17 protein-coding genes and 1 tRNA gene are annotated in these 18,060 nt (G+C 64.2%); 13 read left to right on the forward strand and 5 right to left on the reverse strand.

Annotated elements, in window-relative coordinates:
• Window positions 1-101: 101 nt before the first annotated feature.
• The 4 genes from G3N96_RS15295 to G3N96_RS15310 all read left to right on the forward strand — a co-directional run bounded on the left by G3N96_RS15295 (window position 102) and on the right by G3N96_RS15310 (window position 3,224).
• Entirely contained in the window at window positions 102-815 is a 714-nt protein-coding gene (locus G3N96_RS15295) for a methyltransferase domain-containing protein (protein WP_089456089.1), read from the forward strand.
• A 159-nt stretch (window positions 816-974) separates the two neighbouring features.
• Window positions 975-1,051, forward strand: a tRNA-Pro gene (locus G3N96_RS15300).
• 141 nt (window positions 1,052-1,192) lie between these two features.
• Complete coding sequence (bamC, locus tag G3N96_RS15305) at window positions 1,193-2,404, forward strand: outer membrane protein assembly factor BamC (RefSeq protein ID WP_206137699.1); 1,212 nt, start codon at window positions 1,193-1,195, stop codon at window positions 2,402-2,404.
• Between the two features lie 529 nt (window positions 2,405-2,933).
• Entirely contained in the window at window positions 2,934-3,224 is a 291-nt protein-coding gene (locus G3N96_RS15310) for a putative quinol monooxygenase (RefSeq protein WP_206137700.1), read from the forward strand.
• 40 nt (window positions 3,225-3,264) lie between these two features.
• Here the strand turns inward: G3N96_RS15310 and G3N96_RS15315 are convergent, their stop codons facing one another.
• The 3 genes from G3N96_RS15315 to G3N96_RS15325 all read right to left on the reverse strand — a co-directional run bounded on the left by G3N96_RS15315 (window position 3,265) and on the right by G3N96_RS15325 (window position 4,875).
• Entirely contained in the window at window positions 3,265-3,522 is a 258-nt protein-coding gene (locus G3N96_RS15315) for a hypothetical protein (protein WP_021162409.1), read from the reverse strand.
• A 136-nt stretch (window positions 3,523-3,658) separates the two neighbouring features.
• Complete coding sequence (locus G3N96_RS15320; protein ID WP_011351789.1) at window positions 3,659-3,937, reverse strand: hypothetical protein; 279 nt, start codon at window positions 3,935-3,937, stop codon at window positions 3,659-3,661.
• Between the two features lie 221 nt (window positions 3,938-4,158).
• Window positions 4,159-4,875 (reverse strand): YdcF family protein, encoded by a 717-nt coding sequence (locus tag G3N96_RS15325; protein WP_206137701.1) that lies wholly within the window; start codon window positions 4,873-4,875, stop codon window positions 4,159-4,161.
• Between the two features lie 157 nt (window positions 4,876-5,032).
• Here G3N96_RS15325 and G3N96_RS15330 point away from each other — a divergent pair, with 157 nt between their 5' ends.
• On the forward strand, window positions 5,033-5,350 hold the full coding sequence (locus tag G3N96_RS15330) for a hypothetical protein (RefSeq protein ID WP_011351791.1): 318 nt from the start codon (window positions 5,033-5,035) through the stop codon (window positions 5,348-5,350).
• A gap of 196 nt (window positions 5,351-5,546) precedes the next feature.
• On the opposite strand, the gene G3N96_RS39210 is transcribed toward G3N96_RS15330, so the two are convergent.
• Both G3N96_RS39210 and G3N96_RS15340 read right to left on the reverse strand, forming a co-directional pair.
• On the reverse strand, window positions 5,547-5,798 hold the full coding sequence (locus tag G3N96_RS39210; protein WP_241022654.1) for a hypothetical protein: 252 nt from the start codon (window positions 5,796-5,798) through the stop codon (window positions 5,547-5,549).
• A gap of 198 nt (window positions 5,799-5,996) precedes the next feature.
• Entirely contained in the window at window positions 5,997-6,398 is a 402-nt protein-coding gene (locus G3N96_RS15340; protein WP_006409263.1) for a transposase, read from the reverse strand.
• Between the two features lie 427 nt (window positions 6,399-6,825).
• Here G3N96_RS15340 and G3N96_RS15345 point away from each other — a divergent pair, with 427 nt between their 5' ends.
• The 8 genes from G3N96_RS15345 to rbfA all read left to right on the forward strand — a co-directional run bounded on the left by G3N96_RS15345 (window position 6,826) and on the right by rbfA (window position 18,058).
• Window positions 6,826-7,728, forward strand: coding sequence for a LysR family transcriptional regulator (locus G3N96_RS15345; RefSeq protein WP_071334368.1), 903 nt, complete (start codon window positions 6,826-6,828; stop codon window positions 7,726-7,728).
• Window positions 7,729-7,803: 75 nt separating this feature from the next.
• The gene (locus G3N96_RS15350; protein ID WP_206137703.1) at window positions 7,804-9,015 is read left to right on the forward strand and encodes a pyridoxal phosphate-dependent aminotransferase; all 1,212 of its coding nucleotides are present in this window, start codon (window positions 7,804-7,806) and stop codon (window positions 9,013-9,015) included.
• 272 nt (window positions 9,016-9,287) lie between these two features.
• Entirely contained in the window at window positions 9,288-10,319 is a 1,032-nt protein-coding gene (gene scpB, locus G3N96_RS15355; protein ID WP_206137704.1) for an SMC-Scp complex subunit ScpB, read from the forward strand.
• 60 nt (window positions 10,320-10,379) lie between these two features.
• Window positions 10,380-12,146 (forward strand): 23S rRNA pseudouridine(2605) synthase RluB, encoded by a 1,767-nt coding sequence (rluB, locus tag G3N96_RS15360; protein WP_206137705.1) that lies wholly within the window; start codon window positions 10,380-10,382, stop codon window positions 12,144-12,146.
• Between the two features lie 454 nt (window positions 12,147-12,600).
• Window positions 12,601-13,059 carry a ribosome maturation factor RimP gene (gene rimP / locus G3N96_RS15365; RefSeq protein ID WP_014897219.1) on the forward strand — a complete coding sequence of 153 codons (459 nt, stop codon included), beginning with the start codon at window positions 12,601-12,603 and terminating at the stop codon, window positions 13,057-13,059.
• Window positions 13,059-14,534 carry a transcription termination factor NusA gene (gene nusA, locus G3N96_RS15370; protein WP_006476166.1) on the forward strand — a complete coding sequence of 492 codons (1,476 nt, stop codon included), beginning with the start codon at window positions 13,059-13,061 and terminating at the stop codon, window positions 14,532-14,534. Before rimP ends, nusA begins: the two co-directional genes overlap by 1 nt.
• Window positions 14,535-14,625: 91 nt before the next feature.
• Window positions 14,626-17,544 carry a translation initiation factor IF-2 gene (gene infB, locus G3N96_RS15375; RefSeq protein ID WP_124575707.1) on the forward strand — a complete coding sequence of 973 codons (2,919 nt, stop codon included), beginning with the start codon at window positions 14,626-14,628 and terminating at the stop codon, window positions 17,542-17,544.
• Between the two features lie 115 nt (window positions 17,545-17,659).
• Window positions 17,660-18,058 (forward strand): 30S ribosome-binding factor RbfA, encoded by a 399-nt coding sequence (rbfA, locus tag G3N96_RS15380; RefSeq protein ID WP_089425212.1) that lies wholly within the window; start codon window positions 17,660-17,662, stop codon window positions 18,056-18,058.
• Window positions 18,059-18,060: the final 2 nt, after the last annotated feature.

The following is an 18,060-nucleotide window of genomic DNA, read 5'->3' on the forward strand; positions in this document are numbered from 1 at the left end:
GCTGCGCGTTGTCGACAGGTAGGATCGGCGGCAGCAGCGAGGTAAGATCGGCATCAGTGGCTGTATCGACCAAAGCACAGTAGCCATCACGGGGAAACGTCATGGATCTCAAGGAAGTCGACGTATTGGGTGCGGGCGTGGGCGACCACTGGTACTACGCGTCGAAGGCGAGTGCGATCCGTCGGTTCCTGGGGGTGCCAGGTGCAAACCGGATACTCGATGTCGGTGCGGGCTCAGGCTTTTTCTCGAAGCACTTGCTGGAGCGTACGCAGGCGACGGAGGCGTGGTGTGTCGATACGAGCTATGCGGACGATACCGACGGCGAAGCGTCCGGCAAGCCCATCCATTTTCGGCGATCCGTTGACCGATTCGACGCCGATCTCGTGTTGCTGATGGACGTGCTCGAGCATGTCGACGACGATGTCGGTCTGCTCACGCAGTATGTAAAGGGTGCGCCTTCGGGTAGCCGCTTTCTGATCACGGTTCCCGCGTTCCAGTTTCTCTGGAGCGGTCATGACGATTTTCTCGAGCACAAGCGCCGATATACGCTCGGCAGTCTGGAGGACGTGGTGCGTCGCTCGGGGCTCGACGTCGAGCACGGCGCCTATTATTTCGGTCTCACGTTTCCGCTTGCAGCAGCGTTGCGGCTCGGCGAGCGGGTGCGTCGGCAGCCGAGTGAGCCGGCGTCGCAATTGCGTCGTCACCATCCGTTCGTCAACGGCCTGCTCAAGTCGATCTGTCGGATCGAGTTACCGATATTCCGATTCAACCGCGTCGCCGGGCTGACGGTCATCTGTGTGGCGCGCAAGCGGTGAATGCGAGGCGGAGTCGTGTGGTTGGTGCGCAATTCGTCGATGCCACGCGCGTCGTTGCTCGCATTGGCGCCTTCACGCCAAAAAATTTCACAAGAATATCCACAAAATGCATGCGCCCCGTTCTAAATCGGAAAACTGTCTGTTATAATTTTTTTCTCTCGGGGCGTAGCGCAGCCTGGTAGCGTACCTGCATGGGGTGCAGGTGGTCGGAGGTTCAAATCCTCTCGCCCCGACCAGACAAAGAACCCGCGTCAGCTCAAGCTGACGCGGGTTTTTTCTTGCCGGTCGCTTTTTTGCACATCGCGGCGCGGCCCCGGTAAAATGCAAGGTTGATCCACGGAAAGCGCCGTGATTTAGCGGAAGAGGATTCCCCGAACATGACTGATCTTCGTCTTACCATGCGGTTCGCTGCAGTGCTCGCCACCGGCGCGCTCGTCGCCGGTTGCGGTACGTCGTCGCCCACGAAAGTGGACTACAAGAGCGATTCGAAATCGAAGGAAGCGTCGCTCGCAGTGCCGCCCAACATGCTCGACGAGACGGCCGATCAGCGTTCGCTGCCGCCCCAGGGCGGCGCGACTTCCCTGTCCGCGCTTCAGCAGGTCCAGCAGGCGGCGCCTGCGCTGGACACCGTTGCTCCGGCCGTCGCCGGCATGCATATCCAGCGCGACGGCACCGAGAGCTGGCTCGTGATCGACGGCAAGCAGCCCGCCTCGGTCTGGCCGCAGGTTCGCCGCTTCTGGCAGGAGCAGGGCTTCCTGCTCGTCGTCGACCAGCGCGACAAGGGCGTGATGGAAACCGACTGGAACGAAACCCATCCGCAGATCAATGACGGCCTGATCCGTAGCGTGATCTCGAAGGCGATGGGCAACTCGTACGTGACGGCCGAGCGCAACAAGTACCGTACGCGTCTCGATTCGGCACCGAATGGCGGCACCTACGTCTTCATCAGCCAGAAGGGGATGCGCGAAGCGATCACGGGCTCGAACAACGATTCGAGCAAGTGGGAACCGAAGCCGAATGATCCGGCGCTGGAGACCGAATACCTGAAGCGATTGATGGCGGTGCTCGCACAGAACGAGCAGCGCGCGAAGAACGGCGAGCCGCCAATCGCGAACATCAAGGACAACACGGTACCGGTGGCCAAGGACAAGAAGGCCGACGACGCATCGTCGAAGGCTGCTGCAGCGATTGCCGCGCAAAACGTCTCCCGCACGTCGGCGCAAGGCAACGATGCGGCTGATGCTGCCGTCCCGTCGGAAGTCACGCTCGGCGAGCCGTACGATCGGTCGTGGCTGCACGTCGGTCTCGCGCTCGATCGTGCGAACTTCACCGTCGACGATCGTGATCGCACGAAGGGCCTGTATTTCGTGCGCTATGTCGATCCGAAGGATCTGACCTCGGCCGAACAGGGCTTCTGGAGCCAGTTGTTCCACGGCAAGAAGGAAAAGCAGGCGAAGCAGTACCGTGTCAACGTGAAGGCACTCACGGCCGACCAGACGCGCATCGCGGTCGTCGACGATGCGGGTGCGATCGATACTTCGTCGCCGGCTCGCCAGATCATGGGGCTGCTCGTGAATCAGCTTCGCTGATCTCGGCGTTTCTCCGCATCAATGAAAAGCCCGCCACATGGCGGGCTTTTTTCATTGCCGCTCGCCGGTGCACATGTGTGCCGGAGGTTCGGTCCCTCCTCGTGACGTTACGTAACATCCGCGCGTTACGGCGGCAAAACCCATGTCCCATCGTCGAAAGCCAAAAATTTATCCTTATAAATCAATGAGGTGATTGGTTTATGGTAGTTGGCACGCAACCTGCTTTATATGTTGGAATTGTTGAAACAGGGAGGATAGCGTCAGATGCCGGGGGTGCGCCGCGAGCGCCCGATCAACGGTATCGACGTATTCGAATGTCGACGCGACAAGCGTCGGCGCAACGGATGACGATCCGCGCCAGCGTGCGGATCTCGATGGCCCCGTCGCCTATCCTCGTAGGGCGACGGTTTCGCCCGCGCTTCTCTGAAGCGCGGGCTATTTTTTTGGTGCCGTCGCATGACGCCGTGCTGGCGCAGCCGCTGCACGATTCGCGTATTCTCGGACTTTTCCAGATAGAGAGGGGGCGGGAATGGCGGAAATTGCAGTCGTGGCGCTGATCGTGGCGAAGCCGGGCGCCGAGGAGAATTTGCGTGCCAAGCTCGAGGCGATCGTCGAGCCGACCCGCAACGAAGCCGGTGCATTGCAGTATGACCTGCATCGGGATCTGAAGGAGCCGGCGCGATTCGTATTCGTCGAGCGCTGGGAAAGCGAGGAGGCACTGGCTGCTCATGCGCGTTCCGCGCACATTCTCGCTTATCGGGAAGCGGCCGCGGACTGGATCGAGCGTTCAGAAATCCGCGTGCTGTCGAAGCTCGTCTGAGACGGGCGGGGCGACCGGACGTGTCCGGTCGCGGGGTGCGTCAGTGCGACGTGTTGGGTACGTCGAGGATCAGGATGATCGTCCAGTCGGCATCGCCGTCATGATGGTACTGGCGCTCGGCGACGATGAACGGTTGCTGCTTGCCTTGCGGACCGAGGAAAAGTACGTCGCCCTCCATCGGCAGGCACTCGATCGGCGGCAGCGCGAGGAACGCGTCAGCCGAGCCGCGGGGCATCAGTTGCTTGATCTGGCGAGTGGCGGCTTCGGTCCACTCGATGTCGAGTTGAATGTTGCTCATGCTGTCCTCCGCACCGGGGTGCGCACGGGTGGAAAATTTCGGTGCGCGACTTTAGCACAGCGCACGGGCACCGCAACCAAAAAAGCCGAACCCGGTTGCCCGGATTCGGCTTTTCGCTTGTGCGGTGCCGCCGAACTTACTGGCTGGCAGCGTCTGCGGCCTTGGCAGCCTTCTTGCCGGCCTTCTTCGCAGCTGCCTTGTGGTGAGCAGCCTTCTTGCCGTGGTGATGCTCTTCTTGCATCGCCGGCTGAGCGGCTTCAGCCGCTTGCTGCTGCTGCAGCGCCTGTGCGCGTTGCTCGATCTCGGAGATCTTGGCCGGATCGGTAATCGTCTTGATTTCCGTGCTCTCTTGCGCATACGCTGCGCCAGTCAGCGCCGACATCGCTACCAGGATAGCCAGGGACGTCTTCTTCATTGCTTTACCTCCGCTAAGTGGTGATGAACCCGAGTGTTGCCGTTTTGTCTGGCGACTGCAATCGAGTGCGTGTCGAGTGTAACAAAAGTGACGGATCAATGTGCACCGGATCGTGGCGCGACGCAAGGCCTCGTTGAAGTCGCGCAACACTTCACACGCTTCGTCACGCGGCTGCCATCGTCGTCGCCGCCGTCATTTCCGCTCCGGGTTCCCCGGAACCGTCAGAACCACCCGAGCCATCGATAGACATGGAACTGCGCGATGCCGACCAGTTCGTGCAGTGCCTGCTCGGCGTTGACTACATTGCGCCAGCGTGGCAGCCAGCCTGTTTGCGCATGCCGGCGATTCGCATAAACGGGCTGCGGATCGATCCCGAAACGGTGGAAATCGAGCAACGCGCGGCGCATCTGGTATGAGGAAGTGACGAGAATGCGTGCGTCGTCATACTGTGAGCGTAGTATAGACGCAGTGAATTTCGCGTTTTCGTAGGTTGTGCGGCTATCCGGTTCCAGAACGAGGTCCGCGGGCGCGACGCCTTCGGCGACGAGTTGGCGCCCGTATACGGCAGCCTCGGTTTCGCCGTGATGCTGCGGGTCGCCGCCCGACATCACCACGGTGCAGCGCTCGGCTTGCTGCCGGCAGGTGCGGTAGAGCGCTGCGACCTTGTGGATGCGGGCGGTTCCGTCAAGTGGCGGCCGCAGCCCGGAGTCGGTGTGCTTCGTCCCTGCGCCGATGAGAATCAGTGTGGTCCGTCCATGCATGTCCGGGTGCTCGACGGGTGCGACGCCCGCCTCGGTCCAGGCGATCAGCGGCGCGGCGAGCCAGCCTGTCGCGAGCAGCCAGAACAGCGCAACGGCGACGATCGAGATGATTCGTCGCCGCTTGCGGCAGAGCATGAAACCGATGAAGAGAAGTACAAATGAATCGAACAGAATCAATTTGATTGGGGTATGGTGTCTTTTTATGGACGGCTGACGATCCGGCCCTGACGCGACGCCGAACGTCGGCGTCCAGAATCGGTGGCGGTATCGGCGGGCGGAGACACCGCCCGGCGCGCCGCTTCGCATTGTCGCTGCACTTTAAGAAAGAATCGAGATGGCCACGTATTCCAACGAAGCGGTGCTCGACGCATTGAGACGAGTGCAGTACCGCCAGGTACCGTGGGCACGCCGCCCGGGCGTGTTCGAGTATCTCCGTTCGCTCGGGCTGATGGACACGGTCAGGCAGAAAACCGTTGCCCCCGCACCGGGCTTCCATGCGCCGGTCGACATTGCCGTGCTGACCGAAAGCGGTCGAGCCGAATTCTCGCGCCTCGAGCGCGACGAGAAATTACTTTCCTGGACCGATCGCCGCATGGCCGACTACGCGTTGAGCGAAGCGAGTGCCGTGGCGATTCTCGAAAGCCGCCTGTAGCGGTCGATCATCCCGTCGCGCGCAACGCCGTGCGGCTGGCGATGCGCCAAAAAAAAGCCCGTATCGCGAGGATACGGGCGTACCGGATACTTTTGCTGTTGCCACGCTGTGCTCATGGCAACGTTGTGACTCGTCGCATGCGGCGCAGTTCCCGACCGCGGGCATTTTCTTTGGCGAAATCCCGAAATTGGCAGGACTACGGATGACGCGGTACGTCGGCCGGCTGCGAGCCGATGCGCGCTCGTGCATTGCTGGCGATGTCGCCGCGCAGGTCGCCACGCGGCACGGTTTGCCGGCTGGATGGACTGGCGGACGGCGGCTGGCGGAGGGTGTTCCGGTGATCCTGCTGGCGATGGGGCGGCTTCACGCGATCGTCGGCGTGGGCTGGGGCCGACAACGCCACGGAAATGACAATGCCGCATGCAACGAGCAGTGACATTGGTTTCATGGCGGGGCTCCCTTCAAGCCGTCGACGCGGCCTGTTGATATTTCGCTAAGGTAAGCGTGGGAGTGCAGGCTTGCTGTAAATATTGGTAAATAGATGTATCGCGGCACGACAACGGTAATCGACGGCAACGCGGGCGTCGCGAACAGGTCGCGTCGCTGAAAGAAACCGGGCGGCCGAAGCCGCCCGATCGAGCATTCGTTACGCCATCTTGACGGGCGCGCGCCAGGATTCCGGATTGGTCCAGAAGGCGCCACGCAACCGGTCGCGGCTCGGCGGTGCGGGCGGTTTCGCGGCGCTTGCGCCGATGCGCCCGCGCAGGGAAATCTGCCGGCCGCTCGTGCCGAGTCGCTTCACGATTTCGGCGAGCGTGCCGTCCGCCTGCCATTCGTCGAAGCGACGACGGCAAGTCGGCGGCGACGGATAGCGGCCCGGCAGCTTCGACCAGCCTTCACCCGTCGACAGCACCCACAGCACGGCGTTCACCACCGAGCGGGCTTCCACGCGGGGGCGGCCACGCCGCTCACTCCGCGCGGGTTCAGAGCAAAACAGACCCTCGACCAGCGCCCACTCGTTATCTCTCAAATCGTCGAACAGCATCATGTCCTCACCTCAGCGAAGCTAACTCCGGTGCGCTGCCCTGCGCCGCGCACTCTTCAGGCACTCGATCGTCGAGTGCCGGGTGGGGGCGTCCGGTTGGCCGGCAGCGGCGTTTCTGCTCTTCCGTCCGACGAACCTGCGCCCTGTGCGCCAGGTAATGCACGAAGCGTGCCATGTCGGAGGTAATTCCCTCGAGAGCCGCTTGGCAGCGAGCTAACGGCTAAGTCAGCTAGGGGCGTATAAGACGCCAAAATAACCCGCCAGCAAATCGGGACAATCACCAATCTTGTGCAGTTCGCCCGCACCACGTGCGTTCGCGGATGTATTGCACCGCAGCGAAACATGTGGGGCAGGTGCCTGATTCCCACCTCGAAGCCGGATTCGCGCATTAAAATCGCGCATCGATACCGACGATTGATGAGGTCAGGAGATGAACGTCACGCTGCGCCAGCTTCGCGTCTTCATCGAGGTCGCGCGGCTCAAGAGCTTCAGCCGCGCGGGCGACGAGATCGGGCTCACGCAGTCCGCGGTCAGTCGCTGCGTGCGCGAGCTCGAGGCCGAGCTCGGGCTGAAGCTGATCGATCGCACGACGCGCGACGTGCAGTTGACCGATGTCGGTGCGAACCTGATCGCGAGCGTGTCCCGTCTGCTCGACGATCTCGACGACACGCTGCGCGAGATTCGCGAGATCGGCGAGCAGCGCCGCGGGCGCGTGATCGTCGCGGCCAGTCCGACGATCGCATGCCGGCTGATGCCGCGCGTGGTTGCGTCGTGCGAGCGCCAGTTTCCGTTCGTGACGCTGGGCTTGCGCGACGACGTGCAGAGCGACGTGTTGCGCAAGGTGAAGTCGAGCGAGGTCGATTTCGGCGTCGTGATCGGTCCGCTCACGGTGGCCGATCTCGTCTGCGAATCGTTGATGACCGATTCGTTCTGCCTGGTCGCACGCGCGGACCATCCGCTCGCGGCGCGTGCCGAGGTGCCCTGGACGGCGCTGGACGGCGAGCGCCTCGTACTCCTCGATCATGCATCGGGAAGCCGGCCGTTGATCGACGCCGCGCTGGCCGCTCATCACGTCAACGCGACGGTCATGCAGGAACTCGGGCATTCGGCGACCGTGTTCGGACTCGTCGAGGCCGGCGTCGGCGTGAGCGTGCAGCCGTGGCTGTCGCTGCCGCTACCAGCCGGCTCGACGCTCGTCGCGCGGCCGCTCACGCCGCGCACCGAGCGCACGGTCGAACTCGTGCGCCGCCGCGACCGGTCGTTGTCGCCTGCTGCGCAGGCGATCTGGGAACTCGTGCGGCAGATGCCGGCGAGGGCAGAGGACCTCGACTGACGCGGATCGACGTGCGCCGGCTTTACTTGTGGGCCGGTACACTACGCGGATCGTGTTCCTCGAAGGTGGTTCTCGATGGTGCATTCCGCAGATTTTCTTTCGGTGGCCGGTTCGCCGGCGACCCGCGACGCCGTGCACGCGTTGCGTCCGTCGCTGATCCGGGAAGTCGCAAACGCCGGCTTTGACGTGCCGGACATGCTGCCGTTCTGGTTTGGCGAATCCGATCGCGTGACGCCGGACTTCATCCGGGACGCCGCCGCGGCGGCGCTGCGCGATGGTGCGACCTTCTACACGCACAACCTCGGCACTGCACCGCTGCGCGACGCGATCGCCTCCTACGTCAGCGCCCGTCACGGTGCGACGGCGGCCGACACCGTGGCCGTGACGAGTTCGGGCGTGAGCGCGCTGATGCTGGCCGCGCAGATGCTGGTCGGTCCGGGCGAGCGCGTCGTCGCGGTCACGCCGCTGTGGCCGAATCTCGTCGAGATTCCGAAGATCCTTGGGGCGCAGGTCGAATGCGTACCGCTCGGCTATGGCGATGCGGGCTGGCAGCTCGATGTCGAGCGGTTGCTGGCGGCGCTGACGTCCGATACGCGGATGCTGCTGATCAACTCGCCGAACAATCCGACCGGCTGGACGATGTCGCACGACGACCAGCAAGCCGTGCTCGCCCATTGCCGCCGCCACGGCATCTGGCTGGTCGCCGACGAGGTGTACGAGCGGCTCGCTTTCGACGCAGGCGGCGCGGACGGCGCGCCATCGTTCCTCGACATCGCGTCACGCGACGAGCGGGTCGTGGTCGTGAATTCGTTTTCCAAGGCATGGGCGATGACGGGCTGGCGCCTGGGGTGGCTCATCGCGCCGGCAGCGGTGATGGCTGACCTGTCGAAGCTCGTCGAATACAACACGTCGTGTGCTCCGGGCTTCGTGCAGGCGGCGGGTGAGGTCGCGCTGCATGATGGCGAGCCGTTCGTGCGGTCGTTCGTCGCGGCGCTGCGCGATGCGCGCGATCACCTGGTCGCCGCGCTGCGCACGCTGCCGGGTGTCGAGGTGCCGCCTCCGCCGGGCGCGATGTACCTGTTTCTGCGCCTGCCGGGCGCGTCAGACAGCCTGGCGTTCTGCAAGACGCTGGTGCGCGAGGCGGGGCTCGGCCTCGCGCCTGGGCGTGCATTCGGCCCGGAGGGGGAAGGGTTTGTGCGCTGGTGCTACGCGTGCGATCCGGCACGTCTCGACGCGGGTGTCGAGCGGTTGCGGCGGTTCCTTGCACGGGGCGTGGTCGACCGCTGAAGCGGGGCCGGAGCGGGCAAGGCGTGCTGGCGGCACCCCGTTCGGCTCATCTTTACGCACCGGGCAATTTTGCGTAATATGGCGCTCAGTCACGCGGTTCCGTCGTTGAGCCGTGCTGTTCCGTCCGGTTTGGGCCTGGCCTGAAGTTGGTTCGCCGCCCCCGGTTCGTGCTCCCATCAATATGACCGATCAGAATCGGGCGAGCGCGTCTTCCGTTCCTTTCGTCTGTTTGTTGATCCGGTTCGTTTGACCACAGGGTCTGGCCTAGCTGCATGAATACCCAAGAGGCGAAGATCGTCCTCGAGACTGCTTTGATCTGCGCGCAGGAACCGCTGAAGCTCGGCGATTTGCGCAAGCTCTTTGCCGACGGCGTGTCGGCTGACACGGTCCGCACGTTGCTCGAAGATCTGAAACAGGAATGGTCCGGCCGCGGCGTCGAACTGGTGGCGCTGGCAACCGGATGGCGCTTCCAGAGCAAGCCGGCGATGCGCCACTATCTGGATCGCCTGCATCCGGAGAAGCCGCCGAAATATTCGCGTGCGGTGCTCGAAACGCTCGCGATCATCGCGTATCGGCAACCTGTCACGCGCGGCGACATCGAAGAGATTCGCGGCGTGACGGTCAATACGCAGGTGGTCAAGCAACTCGAGGATCGCGGCTGGATCGAGGTGATCGGTCATCGCGACGTGCCGGGGCGCCCGGCGCTGTATGCGACGACCAAGCAATTCCTCGACGACCTCGGCCTGAAGGCGCTCGATGATCTGCCTGCACTCGAAGAGCCGGCCGCGAACATCGAGGCCGCGCTGCTGGCGCAGCAGGCGATGGATTTCGACGAGGGCATGCCGGTTGCCGGCGACGCAACGGGCGACGTGCCGCAAACAGACGAGGCATCCGCCGGTCAATCGGCAGGATTGCCGGATGATCCTGCGGCGGACGTCGCGTCGACGCATGAAATCGCGAGCCGCGATACGCTCGATGCTGTTCGCGGGCAAACGGAACGAATGGAACAGGCTGGCGCCGAAGCAGTGCCAGCCGGTGTGCAGCCCGAGCCGCCGCGCGCGGATTGGAGCGAGGAAGATCGCAAGCCGGCTGCCGATGCGGTTGCCGGAGACGGAGCGGAAGCGGCCGGCGACATGCCCGGCGAGGCTGGTCAGGCCGACGCCCCCCGTTCCCGTCCTGCGGACGACGAGATGCTGGACGACACGTCCGACAGTCTCGCCGATGCCGTACGAAGCGCCAGTGCACCCATCGGTGCCGATGCGCTGCCGGACGACGAAGCAGAACCTGAACAGCGTCGCGCCTGATCGCGGCCAACTTCTTGCCGCGCCCGCGCCGGGCGCGAGACCTGACATTTTGAGGTTGTTTTGACAGATATCCACGATATTGAATCGTCCGCGCCTGCCGTGCAGGCAGCGCGTGCCGACGATGCACCGGAGCAGGGTGCTTCGGCCGAGGGCGGCGACGAGCGTCCCCGCCGCGGTCTGCGGCGAGGCCCGCGCAGCCTGATCGCGCGGCGTCGCGCGGCGGCCAAGTCGAAGGGCGCCGAAGGCGAGCCTCAGGACGGCGAAGGCGCTGACGCGCAGCCGGCCGAGGCCGCCGAAGCGCAGCCGCCGACGCGTGCGCCGCGCAAGGAAGGTGCGGCCAAGGGTGCTCGCAAGCCGGCAGCCAAGCGCGAGGGCGCGGCCAAGGCTCAGGGCGGCCAAGGCGGCCAGGGTCGTCGCGGCAGCGCGCCGAAGGCTGAAGGCGGCGCGGCAAAGGCGGAGGGCGATGCGTCCCAGGACGAACTGTTCGCCTACGTGACGTCGCCGGCATTCGATGCGGACAACTCCGCGGGCGGCAGTGGCGTGCGTGCGCCGATGCTGCGTCGCGGCCGTAGCCAGCCGGCGAACAAGCGCGTGCTGTCGCCGGACGACGACGCGCCGAAGCTTCACAAGGTGCTGGCGGAAGCGGGCATGGGCTCGCGCCGCGAAATGGAAGAGCTGATCGTCGCCGGCCGCGTGTCGGTGAACGGCGAGCCCGCGCACATCGGTCAGCGCATCATGCCGACCGACCAGGTGCGGATCAACGGCAAGCCGGTCAAGCGCAAGCTGCCGAACAAGCCGCCGCGCGTGCTGCTGTACCACAAGCCGACGGGCGAGATCGTCAGCCACGCGGATCCGGAAGGCCGTCCGTCCGTGTTCGACCGCCTGCCGCCGATGAAGACGGCGAAATGGCTTGCGGTGGGCCGCCTCGACTTCAATACCGAAGGTCTGCTGATGCTGACGACTTCGGGTGACCTCGCCAACCGCTTCATGCACCCGCGCTACAGCGTCGAGCGCGAGTACGCGGTGCGCGTCGTCGGCGAGCTGGCCGAAGGCATGCGGCAGAAGCTGCTGCACGGCGTCGAGCTCGATGACGGCCCGGCGAACTTCCTGCGCATCCGCGACGGCGGCGGCGAAGGCACGAACCACTGGTATCACGTTGCGCTGGCCGAAGGCCGCAACCGCGAAGTGCGCCGGATGTTCGAGGCGGTCGGCCTGATGGTGAGCCGCCTGATCCGTACGCGTCACGGCCCGATTCCGCTGCCGCGCGGCCTGAAGCGCGGTCGCTGGGAAGAGCTCGACGACGCGCAGGTGCGCAAGCTGATGGCGACCGTCGGACTGAAGGCGCCGACCGAGGAGAAGGGCAAGCGCGGCGGTGCCGGCCAGGCAGAGCGTCGCCAGCCCGATCCGATGCAGACGTCGATGGGCTTCATCGGTCGTGAGCCGGTGCTGACGACGCACGGGCAGCTGGATCAGCCGCGTCGCGGCGGCGGTCGTCGCGGCGGGCCGGGCCTGCCGGGTCTGAGCGGCTACGGCAGCCTGCCGGTCGCACCGTCGGGCTACGGCAATCGCGCCGGCGGCGGCCGGGATGGCAACCGTGCGGGCGGAGGCGGACGCGATGGCAATCGCGCTGGCGGTGGCCGTGGCGATGTCGATGGCAACCGTGCGTCGTATGGCGCAGGCCCCAAGCGCGACGGCGCCGGCCCTAAGCGTGGCGGCAGCAAGGGCGGTAACCGCAACCCGAACGGCAATCGTGCCGAGGGTGCCGGCAACGGCGGCGGCCCGCGCGGTGGTCAGCGTCCGCAGCGCAGCCGCGCCCGCAGTCGCTGAGCATTCAGGCATGCGGCGCAAGGTCGGCGATGTGCCGGCCGGATCGGCATCCGGCGGGTCCTGTCGGTGCGAGGCATTGCGTTTATTGCTTTCGACTGTATATATGTCACGCGGTGCTGGATGGCCGCTGGCATGACCGATCTCCGGCCTGCCTTCATGGCGCCGGTTGATCGTGCAGCCCGATTTCGCATTTTTGGGCCCGTAAAGGCAGGCGACACGCTGCTTTTACCGGCTGGCTTGGCGTTTGCGCCAAAAATCGCTATAATCGCGGAGTCGCTGGGCGTACGGATTCAATGTGCGGCTCAGGTGCGACCACCAGTAAGAAGATGGGCGTTCCGCCCATTTTTTTTTGCTGAAACGGTTAGGCATCTCGGGTAGCGCTTCCTGCGCCGGCTAAGGCGCGCGCCCGCGGGTGTAATCGCGAGCGGCGGGCGCGAACACCTGAGAGGACACAGTGCAACTGACGGAACTGATAGAAACCACGGTCACCGGGCTCGGCTACGAGCTGGTGGATCTCGAGCGCACCGGGCGCGGCATGCTTTGCATCTATATCGATCAGCCTGCCGGCATCTCGCTCGAAGATTGCGAAAAGGTCACGCGTCAGCTCCAGCACGTCTTGACGGTCGAAAACATCGATTACGAACGGCTCGAAGTCTCGTCCCCGGGGCTCGACCGCCCGTTGAAGAAGCTGGCCGACTTCGAGCGCTTCGCTGGCAGCGAAGTTTCCGTGACCTTGAAAAAGCCGCTGGACGGGCGCAAGACGTACCGGGGCATTCTGCACGCGCCGAATGGCGAAACGATCGGTTTGGAATTTGAGAGGAAGAAGGGCGAGGCGGCCATGCTGGATTTCACGCTGGCCGATATCGACAAAGCCCGCCTGATTCCGCAAGTTGACTTTAGGAGCCGCAAATAATGAGTCGCGAAGTGTTGATGCTGGTGGATGCGCTGGCGCGCGAGAAAAACGTCGACAAGGATGTGGTGCTGGGCGCCCTCGAGGCTGCGCTCGCGTCCGCTTCCAAGAAGCTGTTCGACGAAGGCGCCGAAATCCGCGTCCATATCGATCGCGAAAGCGGCGAGCACGAAACCTTCCGTCGCTGGCTCGTCGTTCCCGACGAGGCAGGCTTGCAGGAGCCGGATCGCGAGATCCTGCTGTTCGAGGCACGTGAGCAGAAGCCCGACGTCGAAGTCGGCGAGTATGTCGAGGAACCCGTTCCGTCGATCGAATTCGGTCGCATCGGCGCGCAGGCCGCGAAGCAGGTGATCCTGCAGAAGGTGCGCGACGCAGAGCGCGAGCAGATCCTGAACGACTACCTCGAGCGTGGTGAAAAGATCATGACGGGTACGGTGAAGCGCCTCGACAAGGGCAACTTCATCGTCGAATCGGGCCGTGTCGAGGCGCTGCTGCGCCGCGATCAGCTGATCCCGAAGGAAAACCTGCGCGTGGGTGACCGCGTGCGCGCTTACATCGCGAAGGTCGACCGCACCGCGCGCGGCCCGCAGATCGAGCTGTCGCGTACGGCGCCCGAGTTCCTGATGAAGCTGTTCGAGATGGAAGTGCCGGAAATCGAGCAAGGCCTGCTCGAGATCAAGGCGGCTGCCCGCGACCCGGGCGTGCGCGCGAAGATCGGCGTCATCGCGTACGACAAGCGGATCGATCCGATCGGCACCTGCGTCGGCATCCGCGGTTCCCGCGTGCAGGCCGTGCGCAACGAGCTCGGTGGCGAAAACATCGACATCGTGCTATGGTCGGAGGATCCCGCCCAGTTCGTGATCGGCGCGCTCGCGCCGGCAGCTGTCCAGTCGATTGTCGTCGATGAAGAAAAGCACTCGATGGACGTCGTCGTCGACGAGAACGAGCTGGCTGTCGCGATCGGCCGCAGCGGTCAGAACGTTCGTCTTGCAGGCGAACTGACCGGCTGGCAGATCAACATCATGACGCCGGACGAATCCGCCCTGAAGCAGGGTGAAGAGCGCGACCGGCTGCGTGCACTGTTCATGGCGCGTCTCGACGTCGACGAAGAAGTTGCCGACATCCTGATCGACGAAGGCTTCACGAGCCTGGAAGAGATTGCGTACGTGCCGCTCAACGAAATGCTCGAAATCGAGGCGTTCGACGAGGACACCGTGCACGAACTGCGCAACCGTGCACGCGACGCGCTGTTGACGATGGCCATCGCGAACGAAGAAAAGGTCGAGAACGCAGCGCTGGATCTCAAGAGCCTCGACGGCATCACGCCGGAGTTGCTCGCGAAGCTGGCCGAACACGGCGTGCAGACGCGCGACGATCTCGCCGAGTTGGCTGTTGATGAACTGGTCGACATGACCGGGATGGAAGAGGATGCCGCTAAGGCGTTGATCATGAAAGCACGTGAACATTGGTTCCAGTGAGAAATGACCATGGCGCACTGATTTGATGGCGGCCGTATGGCCTGACCCGATGCTAACCGCAAGGAATCGGTCCTTGCACTAAGAGGAATGAATGGCGAGTAACAACGTAGCCCAATTTGCCGCGGAACTGAAAATGCCTGCTGGTGTGCTGCTCGAACAGCTGCAGGCAGCGGGCGTCCAGAAAGCGAGTGAAGACGATGCGCTGTCCGAGACGGACAAGGCGCGTCTGCTCGATCATTTGCGCAAGTCGCACGGCGCAACCGACGGCGACAAGCGCAAGATCACGCTGACCCGCAAGCATACGTCGGAGATCAAGCAATCTGACGCGACGGGCAAGGCTCGCACCATTCAGGTCGAGGTCCGCAAGAAGCGCACGTTCGTCAAGCGCGACGACGTGAGCGAGGGTGCGGAACAGGGTCAGGCGCAGGTTGCCGAGGCGGACGACGATGCGGAACTGAAGCGTCGCGAAGAAGAAGCGCGCCGTGAGGCCGAGCTGCTCGAGAAGCAGGCGCAGGAGCTTCGCGAGCGCCAGGAACGCCTCGAGCGCGAGGAAGCAGATCGCCGCGCCCGCGAGGAAGCGGCGGAAGCCGAGCGTCGTCGCGCCGAGGAAGAGGCCGCAGTGAAGCGTGCCGCGGCCGAAGCTGCGGCGGCACAGCAGCAGGCGGCCGCACAGCAGGCTGCTGCAGTTGAGCAGCAGGAAGCGGCGAGCACGCAGTCCGCGCAGGACGAAGCACGCGCAGCCGCCGAACGTGCGGCTCAGCGCGAAGCGGCGAAGAAGGCTGAAGACGCTGCCCGTGAGGCGGCGGACAAGGCGCGTGCCGAGCAGGAAGAGATCAGCAAGCGTCGCGCAGCGGCAGAAGCCGAAGCGCGTGCGATCCGCGAAATGATGAACACGCCGCGCAAGGCCGTGGTCAAGGCAGTCGAGCCGCCGAAGCCGGTCGAGCCGCCGAAGCCGGCCGAAGCGAAGGGCACGCTGCACAAGCCGGCAAAACCGGAAGGTGCGCAGGCGCGTCCGGCAGTGAAGAAGCCGGCCGGTGCGGCGGCGCCGGCTACGACTGCGCCGGCAGGTGCGGGCGACCGTAACAAGAAGCCGGGCGCAGGCAAGGGCGGCTGGCAGGACGACGCGTCGAAGCGTCGCGGCATCAAGACGCGCGGCGATTCGAGCGGCGGCGTCGACCGCGGCTGGCGCGGCGGCCCGAAGGGTCGCGGCCGTCACCAGGACAGCTCGACGTTCCAGGCGCCGACCGAACCGATCGTTCGTGAAGTGCACGTGCCGGAAACCGTGTCGGTTGCCGACCTCGCGCACAAGATGTCGGTCAAGGCCTCCGAAGTCATCAAGGTGATGATGAAGATGGGCCAGATGGTCACGATCAACCAGGTGCTGGACCAGGAAACGGCGATGATCATCGTCGAAGAACTGGGCCACCGCGCGGTTGCCGCGAAGCTGGACGATCCGGAAGCGCTGCTCGTCGAAGGCGAAACCGGTACCGATGCGGAGCAACTGCCGCGTCCGCCGGTCGTCACGGTCATGGGTCACGTCGACCACGGCAAGACCTCGCTGCTCGACCACATCCGCCGCGCGAAGGTTGCAGCGGGCGAAGCGGGCGGCATTACGCAGCACATCGGCGCATACCACGTCGAAACGCCGCGCGGCGTCATCACGTTCCTCGATACGCCGGGTCACGAAGCGTTCACGGCAATGCGTGCACGTGGCGCGAAGGCAACCGACATCGTGGTGCTGGTGGTGGCAGCCGACGACGGTGTGATGCCGCAGACGAAGGAAGCCATCGCCCACGCGAAGGCAGGCGGTGTGCCGATCGTCGTCGCGATCAACAAGATCGACAAGCCGGATGCGAATCTCGATCGCGTCAAGCAGGAGCTGGTCGCGGAAGGCGTCGTACCGGAAGAGTACGGCGGCGATTCGCCGTTCGTGCCGGTTTCGGCGAAGACGGGCGCGGGTATCGACGATCTGCTCGAGAACGTGCTGCTGCAAGCCGAAGTGCTGGAGCTGAAGGCACCGGTCGAGGCGCCGGCCAAGGGCATCGTGATCGAAGCGAAGCTCGACAAGGGCAAGGGCCCGGTCGCGACGATCCTGGTGCAGTCCGGTACGCTGAACCGAGGCGACGTCGTGCTGGCGGGTACGGCCTATGGCCGCGTGCGCGCGATGCTCGACGAAAACGGCAAGCCGACGAAGGAAGCCGGCCCGTCGATCCCGGTCGAAATCCAGGGTCTGTCGGAAGTGCCGGGTGCCGGCGAAGAAGTGATTGTGCTGCCGGACGAGCGCAAGGCGCGTGAAATCGCGCTGTTCCGTCAGGGCAAGTTCCGCGACGTCAAGCTTGCGAAGCAGCAGGCCGCGAAGCTGGAAAGCATGCTCGAGCAGATGGGCGAAGGCGAAGTGCAGAACCTGCCGCTCATCATCAAGGCAGACGTGCAAGGCTCGCAGGAAGCACTCGTGCAATCGCTGCTCAAGCTGTCGACCGACGAAGTGCGCGTGCAGATCGTGCACAGCGCGGTGGGTGGCATCAGCGAAAACGACGTCAACCTCGCAACGGCATCGAAGGCGGTCATCATCGGCTTCAACACGCGTGCAGATGCACAGGCGCGCAAGCTGGCTGAGTCGAACGGCATCGACATCCGTTACTACAACATCATCTATGACGCAGTGGATGAGGTGAAGGCGGCGATGTCGGGCATGCTGGCGCCGGAGAAGCGCGAAGTCATCACCGGCATGGTCGAGGTGCGCCAGGTCTTCAAGGTACCGAAGATCGGTGCAGTCGCCGGCTGTATGGTGACGGACGGTATCGTCAAGCGCTCGTCGTCGGTGCGCGTGCTGCGCAACAACGTCGTGATCTTCACGGGCGAACTCGAATCGCTGAAGCGCTTCAAGGACGACGTGAAGGAAGTGAAGCAAGGCTTCGAGTGCGGTATGTCGGTGAAGAACTTCAACGACATCGTCGAAGGCGACCAGTTCGAAGTCTTCGAAGTGACCGAAGTCGCGCGTACGCTGTAACCCTCGCGCATCGGCTCATGGGCGGGGCAGGCTTTGGGCCTGTCCCGCCCATTTTCATGGTGGCGTGCCAACACCGGCCGTCGCTTTATCCTGATAAACGGATCACGGATCGATCATGTCCAGGAAACGTACTTCCCCCAATCGCAACGTGCAGATCGCTGACCAGATTCAGCGCGATCTGTCCGAACTCATCATGCGCGAGGTCAAAGACCCGCGCATCGGCATCGTGACCATCCAGAGCGTGGAGCTCACACCGGATTACGCACACGCGAAGGTCTACTTCACCGCGTTGACCGGCGATCCGGACAAGACGCAGGAAGCGCTGAACCACGCGTCGGGTCACTTGCACAACCTGTTGTTCAAGCGCCTGCACATCCATACGGTGCCGACGCTGCATTTCCACTACGACCAGACGATCGAGAAGGCCGTGGAAATGTCGCGCCTGATCAAGGAAGCGAACTCGACGCGCGCGAAGGACGACGACGAGGCCGATTCGGCCGCCAAGGACGACTGAGC

The organism is Burkholderia sp. Se-20373, assembly GCF_017104705.1.
Lineage (GTDB): Bacteria > Pseudomonadota > Gammaproteobacteria > Burkholderiales > Burkholderiaceae > Burkholderia.

Coding starts and splice junctions, on each gene's coding strand:
- G3N96_RS15330 (WP_011351791.1), top strand. CDS start 5,033: ATGGCCACGTATTCCAACGAAGCGGTGCTCGACGCATTGAGACGAGTG.
- G3N96_RS15320 (WP_011351789.1), bottom strand. CDS start 3,937: ATGAAGAAGACGTCCCTGGCTATCCTGGTAGCGATGTCGGCGCTGACT.
- G3N96_RS15315 (WP_021162409.1), bottom strand. CDS start 3,522: ATGAGCAACATTCAACTCGACATCGAGTGGACCGAAGCCGCCACTCGC.
- G3N96_RS15295 (WP_089456089.1), top strand. CDS start 102: ATGGATCTCAAGGAAGTCGACGTATTGGGTGCGGGCGTGGGCGACCAC.
- G3N96_RS39210 (WP_241022654.1), bottom strand. CDS start 5,798: ATGAAACCAATGTCACTGCTCGTTGCATGCGGCATTGTCATTTCCGTG.
- G3N96_RS15310 (WP_206137700.1), top strand. CDS start 2,934: ATGGCGGAAATTGCAGTCGTGGCGCTGATCGTGGCGAAGCCGGGCGCC.
- infB (WP_124575707.1), top strand. CDS start 14,626: ATGGCGAGTAACAACGTAGCCCAATTTGCCGCGGAACTGAAAATGCCT.
- nusA (WP_006476166.1), top strand. CDS start 13,059: ATGAGTCGCGAAGTGTTGATGCTGGTGGATGCGCTGGCGCGCGAGAAA.
- scpB (WP_206137704.1), top strand. CDS start 9,288: ATGAATACCCAAGAGGCGAAGATCGTCCTCGAGACTGCTTTGATCTGC.
- bamC (WP_206137699.1), top strand. CDS start 1,193: ATGACTGATCTTCGTCTTACCATGCGGTTCGCTGCAGTGCTCGCCACC.
- rbfA (WP_089425212.1), top strand. CDS start 17,660: ATGTCCAGGAAACGTACTTCCCCCAATCGCAACGTGCAGATCGCTGAC.
- G3N96_RS15340 (WP_006409263.1), bottom strand. CDS start 6,398: ATGATGCTGTTCGACGATTTGAGAGATAACGAGTGGGCGCTGGTCGAG.
- G3N96_RS15345 (WP_071334368.1), top strand. CDS start 6,826: ATGAACGTCACGCTGCGCCAGCTTCGCGTCTTCATCGAGGTCGCGCGG.
- G3N96_RS15350 (WP_206137703.1), top strand. CDS start 7,804: ATGGTGCATTCCGCAGATTTTCTTTCGGTGGCCGGTTCGCCGGCGACC.